Annotated in this window: 12 protein-coding genes and 1 tRNA gene; 8 read left to right on the top strand and 5 right to left on the bottom strand. The window is 59.3% G+C overall.

Going from position 1 to position 20,413, the window contains the following annotated elements; all coding sequences use genetic code 11:
- Nucleotides 1-86: 86 nt before the first annotated feature.
- The 3 genes from recC to recD are packed head-to-tail and all read left to right on the top strand — an operon-like array spanning nt 87 to nt 9,209.
- Nucleotides 87-3,572: an exodeoxyribonuclease V subunit gamma gene (gene recC, locus DWU98_RS13190; protein ID WP_230474839.1), complete on the top strand. Its 3,486-nt coding sequence runs from the start codon at nt 87-89 to the stop codon at nt 3,570-3,572.
- Nucleotides 3,569-7,225, top strand: a complete 3,657-nt coding sequence (gene recB, locus DWU98_RS13185) for an exodeoxyribonuclease V subunit beta (RefSeq protein WP_115496020.1) — start codon at nt 3,569-3,571, stop codon at nt 7,223-7,225. Before recC ends, recB begins: the two co-directional genes overlap by 4 nt.
- Entirely contained in the window at nt 7,215-9,209 is a 1,995-nt protein-coding gene (gene recD / locus DWU98_RS13180) for an exodeoxyribonuclease V subunit alpha (protein ID WP_115496019.1), read from the top strand. The genes recB and recD overlap by 11 nt, the downstream gene beginning before the upstream one ends.
- 9 nt (nt 9,210-9,218) lie before the next feature.
- Here the strand turns inward: recD and DWU98_RS13175 are convergent, their stop codons facing one another.
- The 5 genes from DWU98_RS13175 to pilV all read right to left on the bottom strand — a co-directional run bounded on the left by DWU98_RS13175 (nt 9,219) and on the right by pilV (nt 14,393).
- Nucleotides 9,219-9,638: a type IV pilin protein gene (locus DWU98_RS13175; protein WP_158545057.1), complete on the bottom strand. Its 420-nt coding sequence runs from the start codon at nt 9,636-9,638 to the stop codon at nt 9,219-9,221.
- A 13-nt stretch (nt 9,639-9,651) separates the two neighbouring features.
- Nucleotides 9,652-11,694, bottom strand: a complete 2,043-nt coding sequence (locus DWU98_RS13170; protein WP_158545056.1) for a pilus assembly protein — start codon at nt 11,692-11,694, stop codon at nt 9,652-9,654.
- Between the two features lie 163 nt (nt 11,695-11,857).
- Nucleotides 11,858-12,499, bottom strand: coding sequence for a pilus assembly PilX family protein (locus DWU98_RS13165; RefSeq protein WP_115496017.1), 642 nt, complete (start codon nt 12,497-12,499; stop codon nt 11,858-11,860).
- A 26-nt stretch (nt 12,500-12,525) separates the two neighbouring features.
- On the bottom strand, nt 12,526-13,884 hold the full coding sequence (locus tag DWU98_RS13160; protein WP_268990241.1) for a PilW family protein: 1,359 nt from the start codon (nt 13,882-13,884) through the stop codon (nt 12,526-12,528).
- Nucleotides 13,881-14,393: a type IV pilus modification protein PilV gene (gene pilV, locus DWU98_RS13155; protein WP_115496016.1), complete on the bottom strand. Its 513-nt coding sequence runs from the start codon at nt 14,391-14,393 to the stop codon at nt 13,881-13,883. The genes DWU98_RS13160 and pilV overlap by 4 nt, the downstream gene beginning before the upstream one ends.
- A gap of 145 nt (nt 14,394-14,538) precedes the next feature.
- On the opposite strand from pilV, the gene DWU98_RS13150 reads away from it, so the two are divergent.
- The 5 genes from DWU98_RS13150 (at nt 14,539) to DWU98_RS13130 (ending at nt 20,351) form a co-directional block, all read left to right on the top strand.
- Nucleotides 14,539-14,614, top strand: a tRNA-Thr gene (locus tag DWU98_RS13150).
- A 162-nt stretch (nt 14,615-14,776) separates the two neighbouring features.
- Nucleotides 14,777-15,994 carry a tyrosine-type recombinase/integrase gene (locus DWU98_RS13145; RefSeq protein ID WP_115496052.1) on the top strand — a complete coding sequence of 406 codons (1,218 nt, stop codon included), beginning with the start codon at nt 14,777-14,779 and terminating at the stop codon, nt 15,992-15,994.
- Between the two features lie 906 nt (nt 15,995-16,900).
- Entirely contained in the window at nt 16,901-17,275 is a 375-nt protein-coding gene (locus DWU98_RS13140; RefSeq protein WP_115496015.1) for a DUF2513 domain-containing protein, read from the top strand.
- Nucleotides 17,276-17,280: 5 nt separating this feature from the next.
- Nucleotides 17,281-18,252: a hypothetical protein gene (locus tag DWU98_RS13135; RefSeq protein ID WP_115496014.1), complete on the top strand. Its 972-nt coding sequence runs from the start codon at nt 17,281-17,283 to the stop codon at nt 18,250-18,252.
- Nucleotides 18,253-18,920: 668 nt separating this feature from the next.
- Nucleotides 18,921-20,351, top strand: coding sequence for a hypothetical protein (locus tag DWU98_RS13130; RefSeq protein WP_115496013.1), 1,431 nt, complete (start codon nt 18,921-18,923; stop codon nt 20,349-20,351).
- Nucleotides 20,352-20,413 lie beyond the last annotated feature (62 nt).

The raw sequence follows: 20,413 nt of genomic DNA, 5'->3' as shown, positions 1-20,413 counted from the left end.
CATCAAACACCTGCTCTTCGGGACGCCCTGAGTGATCGGAGCATCCCCAGGCACCAGTACATAACAACAAGGAAGCGCAGCCCGCCGTGAGTGCATCCAAGCATCAGCCTCACTTTCAACCCATCGAGCCCGGCCTGATGGTGATCCACGGCAATCGCCAGGAAGACTTGCGCGACCTGCTGGTGGCCTGGTTGCAACGTACCCCGCTGCAACCGTTGGAAAACGAAGTGATGCTGGTGCAAAGCAACGGCATCGCCCAATGGTTGAAGCTTGCCCTCGCCAGGCCCGTTCACGCCGACGGGCTGGGCATCTGCGCGGCGGTCGACATGCAATTGCCGGGCCGATTCCTGTGGACGGCCTATCGCGCCGTGCTAGGCGAGGACGCTGTACCCGCCACCTCCCCGTTCGACAAATCGCGCCTGGTATGGCGATTGCTGCGCCTGCTGCCGCAGCATATGGATGAGCCCGCTTTCGCCCCGTTGCGCGTGGTGCTCGGTGAAAGCGGCGATTGGCGGCGCCTGTACCGGCTCGCCATGCAGGTCGCCGACCTGTTCGATCAGTACCAGGTATTTCGCGCCGATTGGCTGCACGACTGGGAACATCGCAACGACGTGCTCCGCGACAGTGGGCGCAACCGCGTTATGGACCTGCCGCATGCTCAGCGCTGGCAACCCATACTGTGGCGACTCCTGCTTGATGATGTGCCCCCGGCACAACGGGACAGTCACCGTGCGGGCGTGCATCGGCGCTTCATGCAGCAGATGCCATCGGCAGACCTCGGCAGCACGCTGCCGCGCCGCATCGTCGTTTTCGGCGTCACCTCGCTGCCGCAACAAGTGCTGGAGGCGCTCGCGGCCATGGCGCGCGTCTGCCAGATCCTGTTGCTGGTGACCAATCCATGCCGGCATTACTGGGCGGACATCATCGAAGATCGTGAACTGCTGCTCACCGAACATCGCAGGCACCCGAACAAACCTGGATTGCCTTCGCAACCGCGGTACGAGGATTTGCATCTGCATGCGCATCCGTTATTAGCGGCCTGGGGAAAACAGGGTCGCGATTTCCTGCGCCAGCTCGATGCGTTTGACCAACCCGAGCGCTATCGCCAGCAGTTCAGTTCCATCAAGCGCAGCATCGATGTGTTCCAACCGTGTGGCAGCGACAGCCTCCTGCATCAGGTGCAGCAGGCTGTGCTCGATCTGGAACCGATACCCATCGACCGCACGCTGCGCAAACCGCTGCCGGATACAACCTCCCTGCATTGCCATGTGGCGCACAGCCCCCAGCGCGAGGTGGAAATTCTGCACGACCAGTTGCTCGCGCTGTTTGAGCACGCCGCGCGCGAAGGTCGCCCGCTGGCCCCACGCGACGTGATGGTGATGGTGCCGGACATCCGCACTTACGCCCCGCACGTGCAAGCCGTGTTTGGGCGCATCGCCAGCGATGATCCCCGCTACCTGCCCTACAGCGTGGCCGATCAGCCTGGGCGTGGCGCCTCGCCGCTGCTCACGGCGCTGGAACGTCTGCTTAGCTTGGAAGAATCGCGCTTTACCGCTAGCGACGTATTGGACTTGCTGGATGTACCATCGCTGCGTCGCCGCTTTGGCGTCGCCGAAGACAGCCTGCCCCTGCTGCGACGATGGATCGCAGAATCCGGCATCCGTTGGGGCTTGGACGGACAACAGAAGCAGGCACTCGGCGTACCGCCCGACGAAAAGAACAGCTGGCGCTTCGGCCTGCGTCGCATGCTGCTCGGGTACGCGACGGGTGACGGCCCTTCGCTGGGCACGATCGCGCCTTACGCAGAGATCGGCGGTCTCGATGCCGAGCTGTTGGGGCCGCTGAGTCAGCTGCTCGATATGCTCGGGCACTATTGGCGCGTGTTCGCCTCGCCCGCCACGCCGGTGCAATGGGGCGATCGCCTTCGCCGCCTGCTGCGCGATGGGTTCGACACCCGTAACGACGAAGCAGACGCCCTGCGCATCGATCGCCTGGACAGCGCGCTCGACACCTGGCTGGACGCCTGTCACGAGGCACGTTTCGCTCAACCGATACCCCTTTCCATCGTGCGCGAAGACTGGCTGCAAACCATCGACCAGAACCACTTGTCGCAACGCTTCATGGGCGGCGCAGTAAACTTTGGAACGCTGATGCCGATGCGCGCGATTCCTTTTCGCGTGGTGTGCCTGCTTGGCATGAACGATGAGGATTACCCGCGTCGCGTTTCTCCGCCCGATTTTGATCTGATGGCGGTGGCGGGCCACTACCGGCCTGGGGATCGTTCGCGACGGGATGATGACCGTTACATGTTCCTCGAGGCACTGCTTTCTGCGCGCGACGTGCTGCATATCAGCTGGGTCGGTCATAGCGTACGCGATAACAGTGAATTGCCTCCCTCGGTGCTGGTCGGCCAATTGCGTGATTATCTCGCTGCCGGATGGCATGGGCCGGATGCCGATGATGATGCTTCGTCACATAAGCACCTGCTGGACGCCATCACGACCGTGCATCCCTTGCAGCCGTTCAGTTCGCGCTACATCGATGGCGATCCGGCATCCGGGCTTTTTACTTATGCATCGGAATGGGCCCATGCGCATCGTCCTGCCGCTACGACAGATGCGACGCCGCTACGACCCTGGCAAGCGGAGCCTGTATTGGATATCGGCGCGTTGCAGCGTTTTCTCGCCCGGCCGGTTACCTGCTTTTACGCCGAACGACTGAAAGTCCGTTTCGAGGGTATCGACAGTGGCCTGGAGGATGAGGAGCCTTTCGCACTGAACAACCTCGAGCATTACACCGCTACGCAGGCATTGCTGGAAAGCGCGCTAAAAGCAGAACATGCAAGCACCCAGGCCGCTCTCGCCGATGCGGCCGCGCACCTTGAGCAACAAGGCCTGCTGCCCGCCGGCGGTTTCGGCGCGTTGGCGGTGGATGATATCGGCGATGATGCACAGCACATCCTGCGACGCTGGCGCGCTGCTACAGCGCGCTGGCCGCTTCCTGTGGCTGCGCGCGAGCTACACCACGTTCATCACGGCCTCAAGCTCGAAGGATGGCTCGATGACCTGCGAACGGGCGGTGACGGTACGCTCGTACGGTTGCTTCCCATGCCGGGCAAAGTGCGACAGAGCGGTGCGATCCAGTACCACAGGCTGGTGCAAGCGTGGGTGCTTCAACTGATGGCAAACGCGCAGGGCATTGCGTTCAGCAGCCGCTTCTTTGCACCGGATGACGCCGTCACTGTGCAGGCCGTCGATCGCGACGAAGCGACCGCACTTCTAAACGCGCTGCTGGATGCGTGGAAAGCCGGGATGCAGGCACCGCTCCCGATCGCCTGCCGTACCGCTTATGCATGGTTGCTTGCAGGCGAAAAGAAGACACCCTTCGAGGTGGCGCGCCTATGCTATGAAGGCAGTGATGCACCCGATGCACCACCGGGTGAGATGCGTCGCGAACCGTGCCTCGCGCGCACCTGGCGCAGCTTTTCCGCACTGCATGCCGATGGCTTCGAGCACTGGCTTTCGCTTTATCGTCCTTTGCTCGACGCAACCATGCCAGAAGCAGACGCATGATGACGACGGCCGCGCTCGACCCGCTATCCCTGCCACTGCACGATATTCGCTTGATCGAGGCAAGCGCCGGAACCGGCAAGACCTGGACGCTGGCCGCGCTGTATCTGCGGCTGGTGCTTGGGCATGGGGGGCAACCCGCGCAACTGCCGCGTCAGATTCTCGTGGTCACGTTCACCCGCGCCGCCACCGCAGAGCTGCGCGAGCGCATTCGCGATCGTCTTGCCGATGCCGCGGCAGCATTTCGAGGCCAGCACGACGCGGATGCATTTCTGCAACGCTTGATCGCCCACTACCCAGGCGCCGATGAGCGCTCCGCTGCTGCACGTCGACTGGAGCTGGCCGCCCAGTGGATGGATGAAGCGGCTATCCACACGATCCACGGCTGGGCGCAGCGCATGCTGGCGCAGCATGCGTTCGAAGGCAGCGAGTCGCCTGATGAGGTGGCCGACGAAAACGCGCGCCTGTCCGAAGCGGTACGCGACTATTGGCGACGCTTTTATGCACCGCTGGATGAAGCGGGAGCCGCCTGCGTCGCCACGCTATGGCGAACGCCGCAAGCACTGCAATACGCCATAAGCCCCCTGCTGCGCCAGGCCTTCTCCCGCATTCGCATACAGGGCCAGCCGCTGCCGAACGTGAATGACTTGGCGCAGGTGTTGCGACAGCGTCAGGCGCCACGACTCGACGCCGAGCAAACAGCCCGGGCACGCTGGCTGGCTGAGGTGGATGTGATCGAGCCGCTGCTGGTCGCCGCAGCTCAGTCCAAATTATTGGACAACCGCAGCTTCAAACCCGCCACCGTACAAAGCGACATGGTGGCACTGCGCGAATGGGCGCACGGCGCATCGTCGAACAGCGATCTGCTCAAGCGTTATACGCAAGAGAAAATCACCGCCGCCACCGGCAAAGGCAAGACACCGCCGCAACACGCCGCCTTCGCTGCTATCCAGACACTGCTGGAAGTCTGGAACGCGGAACCACCGCTCAAGCCCTTATTGCTTTCCCATGCCATCCCGCGCATCGCCGAGCATATCGACCGCATCCGTGACCGTCAGGCCAAGCCGGGTTTCGACGATATGCTGCGTCAACTCGACGAAGCCTTGACCGGCCCGCATGGTACGCCGCTTACCGATACGCTCGCTGCCCACTATCCGGTCGCCCTGATCGATGAATTTCAGGACACCGATCCACTGCAATGGCGCATCTTCCAGCGTATCTACGCAGATCGCGCTGGCACGGCATTGTTACTGATCGGTGATCCGAAGCAAGCCATCTACGGCTTTCGCGGCGCGGATATCCACACCTATCTTGCGGCACGCGATCAGGCGCAATCGCCCACCTGGACACTGACTACCAATTACCGCTCCACCCCACCGCTGGTCGACGCCGTGAACCGCGTGTTCGAGCATGCCGACCAATGGCCGCTCGGTGCATTCGCGTTTGGACACGATGAGCACGGCCTTGCCTTCCAACCCGCCCATGCCGCCGGCAACACGCAGAGCCTTCGCTATGACGGCGAACCGATCGCGGCCTTGCATCTGCAGGTATTCCCAAGCGAAAAACCCATGAATATGGGCGCTTATCGGGACATCGCCAGCGCCCATGCCGCGGCCCAAATCGTTGACCTGCTGCAGGCCGCGCAAGCCGGGCGCTGTGTTTTTCGCGACGCGGCGGGCGCGTCGACGCCGCTGCGGCCAAGCGATATCGCCGTGCTTGTGCGTGATCGAAAAGAAGCCGCCTGCATGCGCTCCGCACTATGGCAACGCCGCGTGGCAAGCGTTTATCTATCGGAGCGGGACTCCATCTACGCCACCGAACAAGCCGCCGATGTGTTGCTTTGGCTCAAGGCATGCGCACTGCCCGCCTCCGACCGTGCCATGCGCGCCGCACTTGCCAGCGCGACCATGGAGCGCAGCCTGGCGGAGCTGGATCGCCTCAATCATGACGAAGCCTACTGGGAATGGTGCGGCGAACAGTTCCGTGCACTGCAAACGCTGTGGCAACGTCATGGCGTGCTAGCCATGTTGCATAACCTGCTGCATGCTTTCGACCTGCCCGCGCGTCTGCTCGCCAAGCCAACCGGCGAGCGCGTGCTGACCAACCTGCAGCACCTGGCCGAATTGCTTCAGCACGCCGCTGCCAACCTCGATGGCGAATACGCGCTGATCCGCTATCTCACCGCGCAAATGGTGCGTGCGGATGAAGGCAACGCGCAGACCACCGAAGAACAAGTGGTTCGACTGGAAAGCGAGGCAGACCTCGTAAAAGTCATCACCATCCACAAATCCAAGGGCCTGCAATATCCGCTGGTGATACTACCCTTCGTATGCCGCTGTCAGGATGCGAGCAAAGACAGCGCATCACCCTGGCATGACGATCACGGGCAGGTGTGGATCGATCTTCTGCCGGATGACGACGTACAAAGTCGGATGCAACGCGAGCGCATGCAGGAAGACTTGCGCTTGCTCTATGTCGCCCTCACCCGCGCTGAGCATGCGTGCTGGCTCGGCGTTGCATGTGTTACGGAAGGGCAAAGCCGTGCGTCGCGCTTGCATCGCGCCGCGTTGGGTTACGTACTTGCCGGTGGAGAGCCGATCGAGCCTGACGATCTTTTGCCCCGTCTCCAAGCGCTGCGTGGCGATTCGCCTCACATCCACGTTCACGTGGCAACCGAACCGGCGAGCATGCAAAGCTACCATCCGCAACGCCACGCGCGGCACCGACGGCAAGCACGGCAGTACACCCTGTTTCCGCCCGAACCCTGGTGGATAGCCAGCTACAGCGCACTCACCCACAGTGACGGCGAACCGACGCGGCAAGCCGTGCCGGAAACTGCCAACCAAGACGTGCTCACCGAAGCGGCCCGCGACGACAGCGATTGGACAGCCAGCGACACCAACTACGGCATGCACGCTTTTCCGCGCGGCGCCGAACCCGGTACGTTTTTGCACGACCTGCTCGAATGGGTGGCCGAGGCGGGTTTCGCACACATCGCCCATGATTCCGCGACACTCGAGCAGCAAATCGCGCGCCGCTGTCAGCGGCGTGGCTGGCAAGCGTGGATTTCGCCGCTCAGGCAGTGGCTGCCATCGCTGCTGCACACACCGTTGGCGTTACCCGACGGCGGCACGCTGAAGCTGGCCGAGCTCACGGATCGCACGCGTTATCAAGCGGAACTGGAATTCTGGTTTGAAGCCCATCGCGTGGATGCGCAACAGCTCGATCAGCTGGTCACACGGCACACGCTGGAAGGATTGCCTCGACCTACGCTGCCGTCCAACCGCATCCATGGCATGTTCAAAGGATTTATCGACCTGATCATGGAGCAACACGGCCGCTATTACGTGGTCGACTACAAATCCAACTGGCTCGGCGATAACACCGCCGCTTATACGCCGCTCGCCATGCGCGAGGCCACGCTGCAATCCCGCTACGACCTTCAATACGCCCTTTACACGCTGGCCCTGCATCGCCTGCTCCGCGCGCGATTGCCCGGCTACGACTATGAACGGCATATCGGCGGCGTTCTCTACCTCTACCTGCGCGGCGTGGATCAGGCGGGACACGGCGTGCATGCCGAACGATTACCGCTTGCCCTCATCGAGGCCATGGACCGCATGTTCGCGCACGGGGTCTCTGCGCATGTCGCGTGATGCCATGCTGGCGATGCTCGCCGACGCCGCGGCACGACGCGTGCTGCGCACGCTGGACCTCGCTTTTGCGCGCTTCTTTGCCGAATGCGATCCGCAGGCGACGCCATCTTTGCTATTGCTGGCCGCGCTGGTCAGTCGGCAATTGGGCGATGGCCATCCCTGTCTCGATTTGCATGCATTGGAAACCTTGGCGACAGAACAGGTATGGCCGGGGGCCTGGCTGGAAACACTCGCCATCGCATCGGTACCCGATTCCCCGTTGGTTGCGGGCCCCGATGGCTTGCCCGCCGCGGCTCCGCTAGTCCTGGATGGCCATCGCCTGTACCTGCGTCGCTACTGGCTGTACGAATGCCGCGTCGCTGAAGGCATCAGCGCTCGCCTCAGCGGCAGCATGCTGCCAGCCGCCGCCATGCACGACGAATTGCAGCGTCTGTTTCCTCCTTCGCCGGACGACGTGCATTGGCCGCGCATTGCCTGCGCACTTGCTGCACGGAGTGCTTTCAGCATCATCACGGGCGGCCCCGGCACCGGCAAAACCACTACGGTGGTACGCCTGCTTGGCCTGCTGCAAACCTTGCAGCTTCGCCAAAACGCCACGCCACTGCGCATCCGGCTGGCGGCACCCACAGGCAAGGCCGCGGCGAGATTGAACGCATCCATTGCACGGCAAATGGCGCTGCTCGATGTCGAAGAAAGGGTGCGTGCTGCCATTCCTTCCACTGTCGAGACGCTTCATCGTCTGCTTGGCGCCCGCCCGGACAGTCGGCGCTATGCGTATGATCGCCAACGTCCATTGCACATCGATGTGCTGGTGATTGATGAGGCATCCATGGTCGATCTGGAGATGATGGCTGCCGTACTGGATGCGTTGCCGCCACATGCGCGACTGATTCTGATCGGCGACAAGGATCAGCTCTCCTCCGTGGAAGCGGGGGCGGTTCTGGGTGATCTGGGTCGCCGTGCCGATGAGGCGCATTACAGTGCCGCCACTTCGCAATGGCTGCACACAGCCAGTGGCGACGACGTATCGGCGTTCGTGCACGACGATGCACAACCGCTCGATCAACACATCGCCATGCTGCGTAGCAGTCATCGATTCGACGCAAGCAGTGGCATCGGCCAATTGGCCGGCGCGGTAAACGCCGGTAACACAGCCAGCGTGCACGCGCTATTGGATGTGCCATCCGGCGATATGACCTGGATCTCTCCCGATGCCAACGCGCTCGCATCCCTAGCGGTAAACGGGCATTGCGAGCAGTTCGCCTTCACTCAGCCGGAGGAAACGCCGCACGGTTTCAGGACCTACCTTACCTTGCTGCGTCAACAGCGCCCACCGCGCGGTGCGGACGATGCGCATTACCGCCTCTGGGCCCATGCGGTACTGGACGCATTCAATCGTTTTCAGGTGTTGTGTGCCGTGCGCCGGGGCCCGTTTGGCACGGAGCGCTTGAATCGCGATATCGCCGCCATCTTGCTCGCCGCGGGGCTGATCGATACCGATCGCGGGTGGTACGAAGGTCGACCGGTCATGATGACCCGCAATGATTACAGCCTCGGCCTGATGAATGGCGACGTGGGTGTCACCTTGCGCATGCGCGGTGCCGATGGCGAGCTTCGCTTGTATGTGGCATTTCCGATGACGCGCGGATCATCCTTCAATGCGCCTCTCGATGAGGATGCGCAGGTGCGTTGCGTGCTGCCCTCGCGTCTTGATGATGTGGAAACGGTCTTTGCGATGACGGTGCATAAATCGCAAGGCTCCGAATTCGAGCATACGGCGCTGGTATTGCCCGATGATGCGCCAGCCGTCCTTACTCGCGAGCTGCTCTACACCGGCATCACTCGCGCCCGGCGTTGGCTGAGCCTGATCGGCACGCGAGCGGTGATAGATCACGCACTCTCACAGCAGACGCGCCGCTATTCGGGCTTGGCGGCGCGGCTTCTTGCGCTCACCCCCTCGGCGCTTCAGAAAGCGCGCAAGTGAAGGCAGGATCTACCAACAACGCCCATTCGCGTTAGCCGCAACATCCGCCTTATCGGGTCTCGTGTAGCCGGCATGATCGATGGAAAGATTGCCGCACGCATCGTTGGCCTGCTGATGAATCGGCATGGCTGTCACAACAAAATCTTGACCGTCGTCGCCGTCAACGCTGAGCGCCACTTCATAGTAACCGTGTGGCGACAGCGCAGGATTCACATAACCGAGGTCGGCAAGGTCGGCCGTGTAGCGATTGTGTGCGGCGTACCATCGCTCCTGGGCCTGGGCGATGGCGGCCAACGCCTGATGTGCATCCGTGCGACGGGAACGAAACGCGTAGCGCGTATAACTTTGCGCAGCCAGGGCGGCCAAGATGGCGACGATCGCCACGACAGTGATCACCTCCATCAATGTGAATCCATGCGAACGATCCATGTTGCCTTCCTTTTTATGTTCCATCCGTCAGCAGCGACCAGGAACGGCGACGCCACAGCGAGCCATCGAGGGAGATCGGGATACGCAAATCACCCGTTCCGCCTTTCAATCTCAAGCTCGGCAACATCACGCTGCCGCCACCCACGCGCATCATCATCGGCAAAGTGCCGGTCGATAGCGGTGGATGCTCGACGCGTGCGCCCGCATGTGATGCGCCACCGAAAGTCAGTAAAGATTTTGCACCACCCGTCGTTGCATCGAGCGCCATGAATGCACCCTCTGATTCGTCGCCATCGGGAATCAAGGTGGTGACGAGCACCGTATTGGTGTTGAACAACGCACCGGGAGTGACCACCACGCGTTCGCCAGCATGGATGTCCAGATCAATGCGCCATCCGCCTGCCGTTGCCGGTACGTCATGGGCACTGACGTCACGGACCGTGGTGACGGCACCGGATGCATCGCTGACCGTTGCTTCGCTGAGTGTTTGTTGTTGCAAGCTGTCTCGCGTGGCGATGGCGGAACCATCCGCACTGTTGAACTCGTCGCGTATGCCGTAGATCGATTGCATGACGGTTGTCGTCTTATCGCCCTCGCCCAGGTACCTACCGGTTCCGAACACAACCATGAACCGGCCCGTCGCTGGATCGGGAAAGAGCCGCGGCATGGTCGTGATGGGTTGGGTACCCTGATCAGTCGGGCGGTACATCAGCGTGACGTTCCAATGCGCCGGATCAGGCGCGGACAGATCGAAACGCCAGAGATTGCCGGCGAGATCCCCGGCGAACGCCACGTCATCAATCTGGTCATTGTCGTAATCACCGAGTACAGGCGTGGAGAGTCCGTAACTGGTTACGCCGTCGATGGAGGTAGGCGTCTTGAGCTCGCTGATCACCGCACCGGTTTGGGCGTCGAGCACGAACAGCGCGCTATAGCCGTCCGGCGATGTGCCACCTATCTGTTTGCAATGCAGCGGCTTATCCGGCTTGCTGCAATCGGCGAAGTAGCCGCTTGGCATCAGTACGGCCCACCGGCCATTCGCCAAGCGGGCGATCGCCGACTGCCCAAAGGTGTAGCCGATATCCGCCGGATTGTAAGCAGTACCTGCCTGCGAGATGCCAACCGGTGCGTCAGCATCCAATTCCCAAAGCACCGTACGCTCTGGAAATGCCTCGCTCGCTTCATCGGGGTGCGTGATGTCGAGTGCGTACACGCCACGCCCACCCAGCCCGAGGCCACCCACCAGCAGGGTATGCCACTCATGCCACCCCCGTTCGCCAAAGAAAACATCGCGCGTGACCGGCGTGCTATCGACGGTTGGTTGAAACAGAAAATCATGCGCGCGCGTGAGCGCACCGAGATAGCCATATACGGCACGCGGTACAAAGGCCCACCCCTCCTTACCCGCAGCGACGCCACCGTCATACGCGGTGCACTGCCCGTTCGGATCTTGCGCCGTGCAGATTGGAACGGGTGCGCGCAAGGCGTGCAACATGCCGTCGTTGGCGGCCATATAAACCATCGGCGAGCGGCTGACTTGAGCTTGCGCGAATTGCGAGTAACGCTGAGCGTCAACGGCCATCTCCGGTGCGGTCACGGCATTGCCATGGCTCGGCCAGACATTACTGTAATGCGCCGTGGGCGCACCCACGTAAACGGCCTGCGCGTGCACGATGGCACCCAGAAGACTGCCGCGAGCATGCATGGAACCATCAAGCTCGTGACTGCGCACGCCGCGGAGGTAATCCACGCGTGCCGAAACTAAATCTGCATTGTTTTCCGAGGTCGGCCAGCGCAAGCCACACATTTCGCTGCTATCGAAATCCGCCCTAGGTTCAAAAGCGATGCCTGACACCGCACCCGTAGCATCGCGGTGTGCGGTGAGAATCGTTCGACCTGCAGGCGGCGTGATAACCGAATCGGTCAGCAACGCGCCAGCGTCCCACACGATACCCGCGGTGCTGCCGTCTGCGCGCAATGCGAAGGCTTTCAACGCGCCGGACCAATCGGCCGGATCGTAGCCACCCTCGAATGCAAGCGAGCCGTTGGTCAACATGCCGCCATTCACCCCCAACACAGCTAAAGACGGCACCGCTTGTGAGCGATCGAGCGGCAGAGGGCTCAACTCCACGAGGCCTGGCAACGTCGCTGCTAAAGCGCATGCCGGCGTCGCAATGACTATCAGGACACCGAACACCCATGCGGCAAAGCGTCGTAATTCAAAGATTGCCGGGCGCATCGAAAGTACTCTGCATCACTGTCACTACGTCACCTCGGCCACCGGTTGCGCGTGCGGTAACGCGGTAGATATGCATGTCGATTTGATTGCCGCTATCCGGACCGGTATTGCCCGATTCATGCAGGCCACCCACACCCGGCGGGCGCTCGCTGCCCAAGTCCTCGATGATGTACACGGGGTCTTTCGCAAGCGCTGCCGTTGGGTTCGCATTGCCCGTGTAGCCGCGTCGCGCGGGACCTTGGTAGGTCACACCGATGCCCGTAATCCAGCCCGAGGCGGCTCGAAATCGGTTGACGGCACCGTTGGATGCGTACAGCCCACTGTACGCGCGGTAGACAACGCAGCCATCATTGGAGATGACCTCCTCCGAACAATGAAGGCGCGCATCAGGCTGGGCCGCTATCGACCACAAGCGATACTCGGCACCGCGCAAAGCGGTTTCCGCACTCAGCCGCGCCTGCTGCGCGTTGCGCAGGCTGCCGGCGATGCGCTCCTGCAGCCTCGCGTGCTGAGAGGCAACGACGGCAAGCATGCTCATTAACACTAGAAACACCAGTGCCACCAGCAAGACAAAGCCTCGTTGATGATGCTTGCGACAACGCGCGTAACGGTACACATGCATACTCGCATCCTTGCCATCGTGTCGTACTAGGGGTTGGTATTGCGCACAGCCACCACTGCCGTGAACTCACGCCGCAACATGGAGGGTGGAAACCCTTGCTGCAAAGGTGTCACTTTTCGGCCGGTCGCCGTAGGAGATTCAGGCGTGAAGATGCCATCGGCCGCATAGCTGTACACCAGCTCACCTGACTTGAGGGCGTTGAGTGGCTGCTGTCCATCCATGAGCAAATCAATCTCGATCAAGCTGACCGAACGCCATAAGCAGCCATGATCATTGCTGCCACGGATCGGCAAGGGTACTGCCGGGCAATCCGCGCGTGAGCTGTTGTCCACCTGCGCGGCCGTGTAGTAGCGCACGGTGCCATCGGGCCATTGCACGCCGTATTTGAAATCCAGGCGCTCTACGCCGCGCACGAGTTCGTCAGTGCGACCATCCTGCGCCGATGCCATGCCTTGGCCGCCATTGATCCTGCGTACTAATGCGCCGGTGGTGTGCCCTTGGCCATCGCCGTTGTTCACTACTCTCAGGAAGTAGGTGACCGTTCGAAGGTCTCGGCTCACACTGAACACTCGCGGTGCAACCATGTTCTGAAAAACCCGAGGCTGTGCGAAGTTGCTGCCGGTGGACGTGGCTTGACCGTTATTCAGGCCCGATACGGTGAAGATCTGTGCGCTGCTGCAATCTGCCAGCATCGCCAATGGATCGTTGCCCTTTTCGAGGGTCTTCAGGGTCACCTCGTTTCCAGAAGGGCTCAACGCGATGCTGATCGAACCATCCGCATGTTGTGTCAGGGTGCTTCCACCGCCGCCATCTGCCGCGATGCGCCAGCCGCCTGCGGGATTGAGATAACGCACGGTGATCACCGAGGCACCGATCACGCGGCTATCGACAGCCTTGCCCATGGCCGGGATGCTGAAACCCTCAGCGCTGCGTTTGTCACTGGGGTCGATCGGGGCGCAACTATCGGGCATGCAATCGTAACCGCGCATCGCGAGAAACGATGGCAGCGAATACGGTTCACCCGGCGCCTGCGGATACGCCCCGCCCCATGGCGTCGTCACATCGCTCAAGGCATGCAACAACACAGCCGGGTCACTGGCGTAAACAGTAGGTGCCCGCCACTCATCCAGATAGGGACCTGCGGCACCGGCATGCGCATGGCCGCCCGTATTCATGCAGTACTGGGCGCCGGCCATGGCGAGATCGTTCTTGATCTGCGTGATCGCGAAACGCCCTTCTTCCTGCAGCCGGGCCAACTGTTCTTGCGCCTGGCGACTGTCGGCGGTGGATCTAAACACCGCCATGATGCCTGCGCTCACCAACACGCCCAGCGCCATCGCAATCATCAGCTCCACCAGCGACAACCCTCGACACCGCCGCCTCATGGCTGAAATTCCCATGCGAACGTCTGTGGCAATGGCTTGGCGTCGACCACCTGTCGCTCAATCCAGGTAATTGTCATCGTGCAATTGCCGCCATAGGGCGGTCGCAACAGAATCTGCTCGCGAGTGGGCACGTGCGACAAGCCGGCGGCCGTGCATTCGATGCGTGCCGTTGCACGCGGCGGCAGAAACGTTTTTAGCTGACTGCTCCATTGCTGACGATCATGCAGCGCAAGTTGGCGGGGCGCGCAGCCGCCTGAGCAATCCTGCGCGCTCGCGTCCGGAAACGTTCCGTTGTAATCACCGTTCCATACGCCAGGCAGATTGGCCTGCATCCGCTCGACCATATTCTGCGCGATGAACGTAACCTGCGTACGCAGATACGCCGACTGGTCCGAGCGCGCGGCCATCGCCATCAAGCCGGCCGCGCCAAGCAGACCGATGCTGAAGACCAGCACTGCAACGAGGATTTCGATCAGCGTGACGCCCCGCTGATATCCCGCAAACGCCATCGCAACGATCCCTGTTGAACCCACCGCACTTTGAGTGCACAGCCTCCCACGCGCCAGTCGGCCACCGCCCCGTCGTGCAGTCCGAATTCTGCCCAGCCTCCAAAGCTTGCAGGCCGCGAACGCGCCCCTTAAACTAAGCGGCTCCGCCGGAATAGCTCAGTTGGTAGAGCGGCGCATTCGTAATGCGTAGGTCGTAGGTTCGATTCCTATTTCCGGCACCAGATCGTGGTCCAAGCAAGTCCAATTAAGGCCAGAAACCTCACAAAAATAAGGTTCTGGCCTTTTTTGTTGTCCAGTATCATCCAGTCCCATCCATTGAAATCTACCGGCTAGAGACGGTAACTTTGACGGTAACCCAGCTACTGTCAGCCACAGTTACCGTCATGGCCCTTACCGACACAGCCATCCGCAAAGCCAAGCCCACTGATAAGCCGCAAAAGCTCTCCGATGGCCTCGGCCTGTACCTACTACTGAACCCGAACGGTTCGCGGTGGTGGCGCTTCGACTATCGATTCGACAGCAAGCGCAAGACGCTCAGCATGGGCACCTACCCCGAGACCGGCCTAGCCAGCGCACGTGAGAAGCGCGACTTGGCCCGTGGGCAACTGCAGTCGGGTATCGATCCCGGCACGCATCGCAAGGCCACAAAAGCTGCCGGCGAGGAACGCGCTACCAACAGCTTCTCGGTGATCGCAGAGGAATGGCTCGCGAAGCAACAGAATATGTCTCCTGCGACCCTAGAAAAGGCTCGCTGGACTTTGGATAGCTTGGTTAATCCCTGGATCGGCAACCGCCCGATTTCCGAAATTGACGCTCCGGAGATGCTTAAGCTGTTGCGGCGGATCGAAGAGCGCGGCGCTCATGAGACAGCCCATCGTACTAAGCAACGTTGCGGCCAGATATTCCGATATGCCATCGCAACTGGGCGCGCCAGACACGACCCCACCGCCGACCTGAGGGGTGCTCTAACACCTGCAAAGGTCAAGCATCGCGCGGCAATCACTGATCCAAGCAAGGTTGGCGAGCTACTCCGTGCGATCGACGGCTATACCGGCAGTTTCGTGGTGCGTTCCGCCCTCAAGCTGGCGCCTTTGCTGTTCGTGCGCCCTGGCGAGCTAAGGCAAGCGGAGTGGACGGAGTTCGATCTGGACGCAGCCGAATGGCGTATTCCTGCACGCAAGATGAAGATGCGGGAGCTGCATATTGTGCCCCTCCCCGATCAGGCAGTAGCAATCCTGCACGAACTGCATCCGCTCACCGGTCGAGGTCAATTTGTCTTCCCGGGCGAGCGGAGCCGCCAGCGCCCGATGTCAGACGCCGCCGTAAATGCCGCCCTACGACGCATGGGTTTCGACAAGGACACGATGACCGGCCACGGGTTCCGCGCCATGGCATCGACCCAACTCAATGAAATGGGCTGGTCACCAGACGTGATCGAGCGCCAACTGGCGCATGCCGAACGAAACAAGGTCCGCGCCGCCTACAACCGAGCCCAATACCTGGCCGAACGCAGGAAGATGATGCTGGTGTGGGCAGACTACTTAGAGACGCTCAAAGTCGGCGGCAATGTCGTGGCGATCCACAAAAAGAAAGCTGGCTAGGTGACAACACTTCGGATCGAATTGCCGCAATGGCCCAGCCCCCAATCGTTTGGTGTGATGCCCAATCAACCCTCCCAATGAACTAAATCAGGTCTTACGCAGAACCAAGCGAAACATTGCTTTCGCAATGCGAAGGCCGAGAGTTCAATCCTCCTCCGCCCCACCACTTTTTCTCCATGAATACAGTGCTTTACGGCGAAATTAGTAAGGCACAGCATTGCTCAATTTGGCACAACTTGGCTCCTCGGTTGTGCCAAATTTGTGCCAAGTAGATCCTTACATAGCTCACCTGTGCCGCCTACCAGGTTGATTTCGCTTTTTACTACGCGCTTCTGCGCACCAAAAAGTTGTGATAACGCTTTCTGTGTCAGCGGTTTAGTGCGCGCCTGTACGCTGATCTATGAAAGGGAGTCGCGCAATCAACCTGGTTGACCTCGGGACCACCACGCAATGGGCGGTGGGGGTGCAATCTCTGATGCACACCTTGTGGGTGTGCGGGAGTGCACCCGTGTCATCCTACGATCAAGATCTACGCCTTCTCGTGGTTGAAGATCTCGCCGCGATTCTCGGGCGAGCTGTTAGCAGCATCAGTAGTGATGTATCGCGCTGTCCTCACTCCTTGCCGCCACTGATCCGTATCCCCGGCACTCGCCGATTGTTATGGCGAAGACAAGATGTGGAGGCTTAGTTGGCTGGCCTAGTCGTTCAACCAACATTACCCCCTCACCTACAGGTAGACGGCGCGGCCGTCCTCGTAAAATCCGCAGTTGAGGAACCCGGTGTAATCACTAAAAGCCGAGGCCGTGGCACTAGGTGTGCAGAGCAAACCTAGTGCTAAATTGGCGTCTCCATACCACGACCACGTCGCCGCCACCTAAACCGACTCAACTATTGGAGACACGGACGATGCGTCGCAATGACGATCTCATCAGAAAGTTGATGCTGGATTTGGAAAATGCCAACGAACACGTTACTGACAAGCATTTGGTCGACGGCTTTGGTCGGAATGAAGTTGCCTATCACTTAGCCTTGATCGTGAAATCAGGTTACGCAGAGGGTAAAACGCTATATGGGAATGCCAGCACAGATACCACGATCCCAAGCGCCGTGGTCGTCATCCGGCTCACGCCAAGTGGCCACGATTTCATTAGTACAGTTAGGGATCCCAAGATCTGGAGTAAGGTCAAAGAACGTGCAGCAAGCGTAGCCGGTGGGGTCACCCTAGAAATCCTCAAGCAGCTGGGTTCTGCCGTCCTAAAGCAGCATCTCGGCCTACCCTAGCGCCTATGTTCGAACATCCAAATTTTGAGCGCTTCGCGTTTGAAGAAATCCCATTGGACCGGGATCTCATTCTTATGGCCGAGGCATGGATGCATACTTACGAGCAGGAGTGGCTAAAGCATTTTCGCGGGGAGGATGCCGATCTGTACTCCGGATATGTGAGTTACGTTGCCGCACGATCTGTCAATGAAAGCTGGTTGGAGCTTTCGTGGTATCCGAACATTTTCGATCGATTTCACGAAATATCGGTTTTCCTGCCGAAGACCGCATTTGTTGCCTGCATAGGAAGTTGGCGCTACGACGAAGACCCCCATATTTTCGTTCGCACGGAATGGATCACAGAACTCCATGAACGGCCATTAGCCGCATTTGCGATCGTCGATGCGATCGGAGTGAAGGATCTTCTGAGATCTGGACGGCTTTCAAGCGATTCGTTACGCCAACTGCGCGACCGGATAGATGATATTGCTGATCGACATGCAGGGTTTGCTTTCATTTCGTTTGCGGACAGCCTTTTAGTAAAGCAGATTTGGTCAGTCGGCCACGTGGATAGCAACATCAAGTACACCTATTCACCGGAAGCATTGCTCCCAGTAGTTTCGGAACTACGCAACGCATTCCTTAAAACTCTCGGGGTATCAACCTACGCAGTGATGACGCAAGGCATCAATGCATATGATGGAGAGGCATCACTGCACACGTCTGCGAAAGGAAATCACGTCTCTCTAGACACCCTTGGACTTCCGTTTGCACAACTCATGTCAATTGAAGAAGCTGCCCGGAAAGCTATTCAATTGAAGATGCATTCGCCTTCCGAACTGTATTTAGATGTAACGTTCTTTCGATCCCTCAGAATGAAGCATGCGTTCGATAAAAAGAAGTTACCCACCTATGCGTATCAGTCCCCGATGACGAAATCCTTCAAGAGCCAATACGTCACGACTTCGATCGACGAAATCTTAAGCAATCTCAAATGATTTCATGTTTGATTATCCTGTAGATGCCCCCAAAGACAATCCGGTCGCTCTATGGCGCCTCCAATGGCTGCTACTAGGAGAGGCGGAATCAGCGTTAGGTCCACGTGATCACTCAAAACAAATATACCAACCAATTATCAGTAATCGCGGACCGCTAATCATAAACACACCAAACCTCGACGGCGCGTTCGTGGAGCTCAGTGCCAATGCTGGTGGGTATTGGCCTACTGCAATTTATGAAATGGCTCATGAGACCGTACACCTACTCAATCCTGTCGTCGGTGCCACCAACTGGTTTGAGGAAGGTATAGCAGTGCATTTTTCATTGCACGCTCAGTCAATTTTCACCAAGACACGCCCCCAATCTCCGACGCTTGCTTCGTATCAAAGGGCGCTACAACTAGTGCGCTCAATTCCTGGAGACTCCTTCCTTGCCGCAAAGATCGTTAGGGCTACGGCCGGCGCTCTAAGTTCAGCCACTCCAGGGGCACTTATAACGGCTTGCCCCACCATTGATAGAACATTGGCTGAGTTGTTATGCGAAGAGTGCATTCCGCGCTGAAACCTGACGATTCAATTTTGCAAATGCACCGTTAGTAGCCGCAAATTTTTAGCATGGAACGCACGATTTCGACTCATAACAGAAAAACTAGGCATTTGGATGGCCAATGACACACGAAGAGAATAAATCGAAATTCCCCGGACTCTGGTGTCGAGCCATGGCGCTACCGAGCTTGGCTGACCTCAATGCGAACTTAGTCTCTGGCTGGGCGAGTCAGATGGGACTAAAAGTGCTCGAAGTTTCAGAGCGCGATGTCGGCCTCTTCCGACTCACTCCCGCGGTCGTGCTTAACTCAGATCAAGGCGTCGCGTATTTTCCCAAGATCCCCGCAACCGGCAATCCGCAGTGGATGGCCAATAAAGCACGGCTGGACTACGTTGCCGGGCTTTGGGAGAAAGTAGAATGGTTTGCGCCCCTCTGGGTTCCGCAGGGAAAAGTCAACGAACTACTAAAGGCAATCGAGCATCGCCCCAAGGAAGATTCACTTCGACAGTTTGAATATCACACCTCAACGATCTACACGCTGCCATTCCAGGCTGTATGCGTCGCCCAGCTCATACCTCGCTCTCGAACGCTATCGGTATTCGCCCCCCTTGCGCGCGAAGCTTACCTTGCCTTTTACACTGGACATAGGGCCTCCAGCATTGCTGCGCTGATTCCCGTCATGGAGGGCGCAGTCAGTCGCATTTCAAGCGAATCCTCGGAATTACCGGTTCTACAGCAGGTGGACAAAATCATCGACCGCGCATGCATGCTAGCGGCCCGACTGCATTTTGGTGACGTTTGGATTCCGTCCGAGTACCGCGATAAAGATTACTTGTACGTGCAGGACGAACGCGTTTTCGCCTTTCAAACGTTCCGACGCTGGCTTAAGAAGTCGTTCTTTCGCCATACCGGCGAATACGACGGCATCACTTGGCTGAACCGCCATCTATTTGCGCACGGCGCATCAGTCGATTGGCAAAGGTCCTCAAATTTTTCGCGTCTGGTGGTGGCTCTCACCACTCTTGGCGTGATCGAATCATGGCACGATGAATCCAATCAAGTATCACTTTTCTTTCCGGAGATGAATGACGACGGCCGGCTTCTATGGGAGCAGTCACTACTACATGGCCAGGTTCAAATGCTTATCAAGCTGGCTGAGCAGAAGAACTATCGCGACCACGGACAACTTGTGCCAAAAATGCCAACCGACAATGGAGTCCTGCTCCGAAAGGCAGCGCTTGCACAAGAATGCATCAACGATTTGGTACGACCGCTAAGGAATGCGGGCTGGAGCGTCGAAGTTGGTGAGCCGAACGATGAGGCGCTCTACGTAAAGGTCGTTGCCTCATGCGGGGAAGAGCAATTGCGGGTTGTTCTTTTGTATTCGTGCGCAACGGACAATAAGTTATACCGAGAGCTTGCCCAAGAAGCGGATGCGATCCTCTACGTCGGCTCCCCGCTCAGCCAGCATCAGTTCGCACACGGCGTCGAAGTGCACGTTGGCCCGGTGGCCGGATGGCAGCCACCTGTGCCCCGCAGCAAAGTTCGCTGATTTCATAGTCCGACCGTCATTGAGTTTGCTGCCTGTATTTCATCAAGCACTAAAGGGACGCT

This window comes from Dyella monticola (genome assembly GCF_003363155.1).
Classification (GTDB): domain Bacteria; phylum Pseudomonadota; class Gammaproteobacteria; order Xanthomonadales; family Rhodanobacteraceae; genus Dyella_B; species Dyella_B monticola.
Note: the sequence above shows the minus strand (reverse complement) of the source record. Positions and strands in the feature narration are given on the sequence as shown.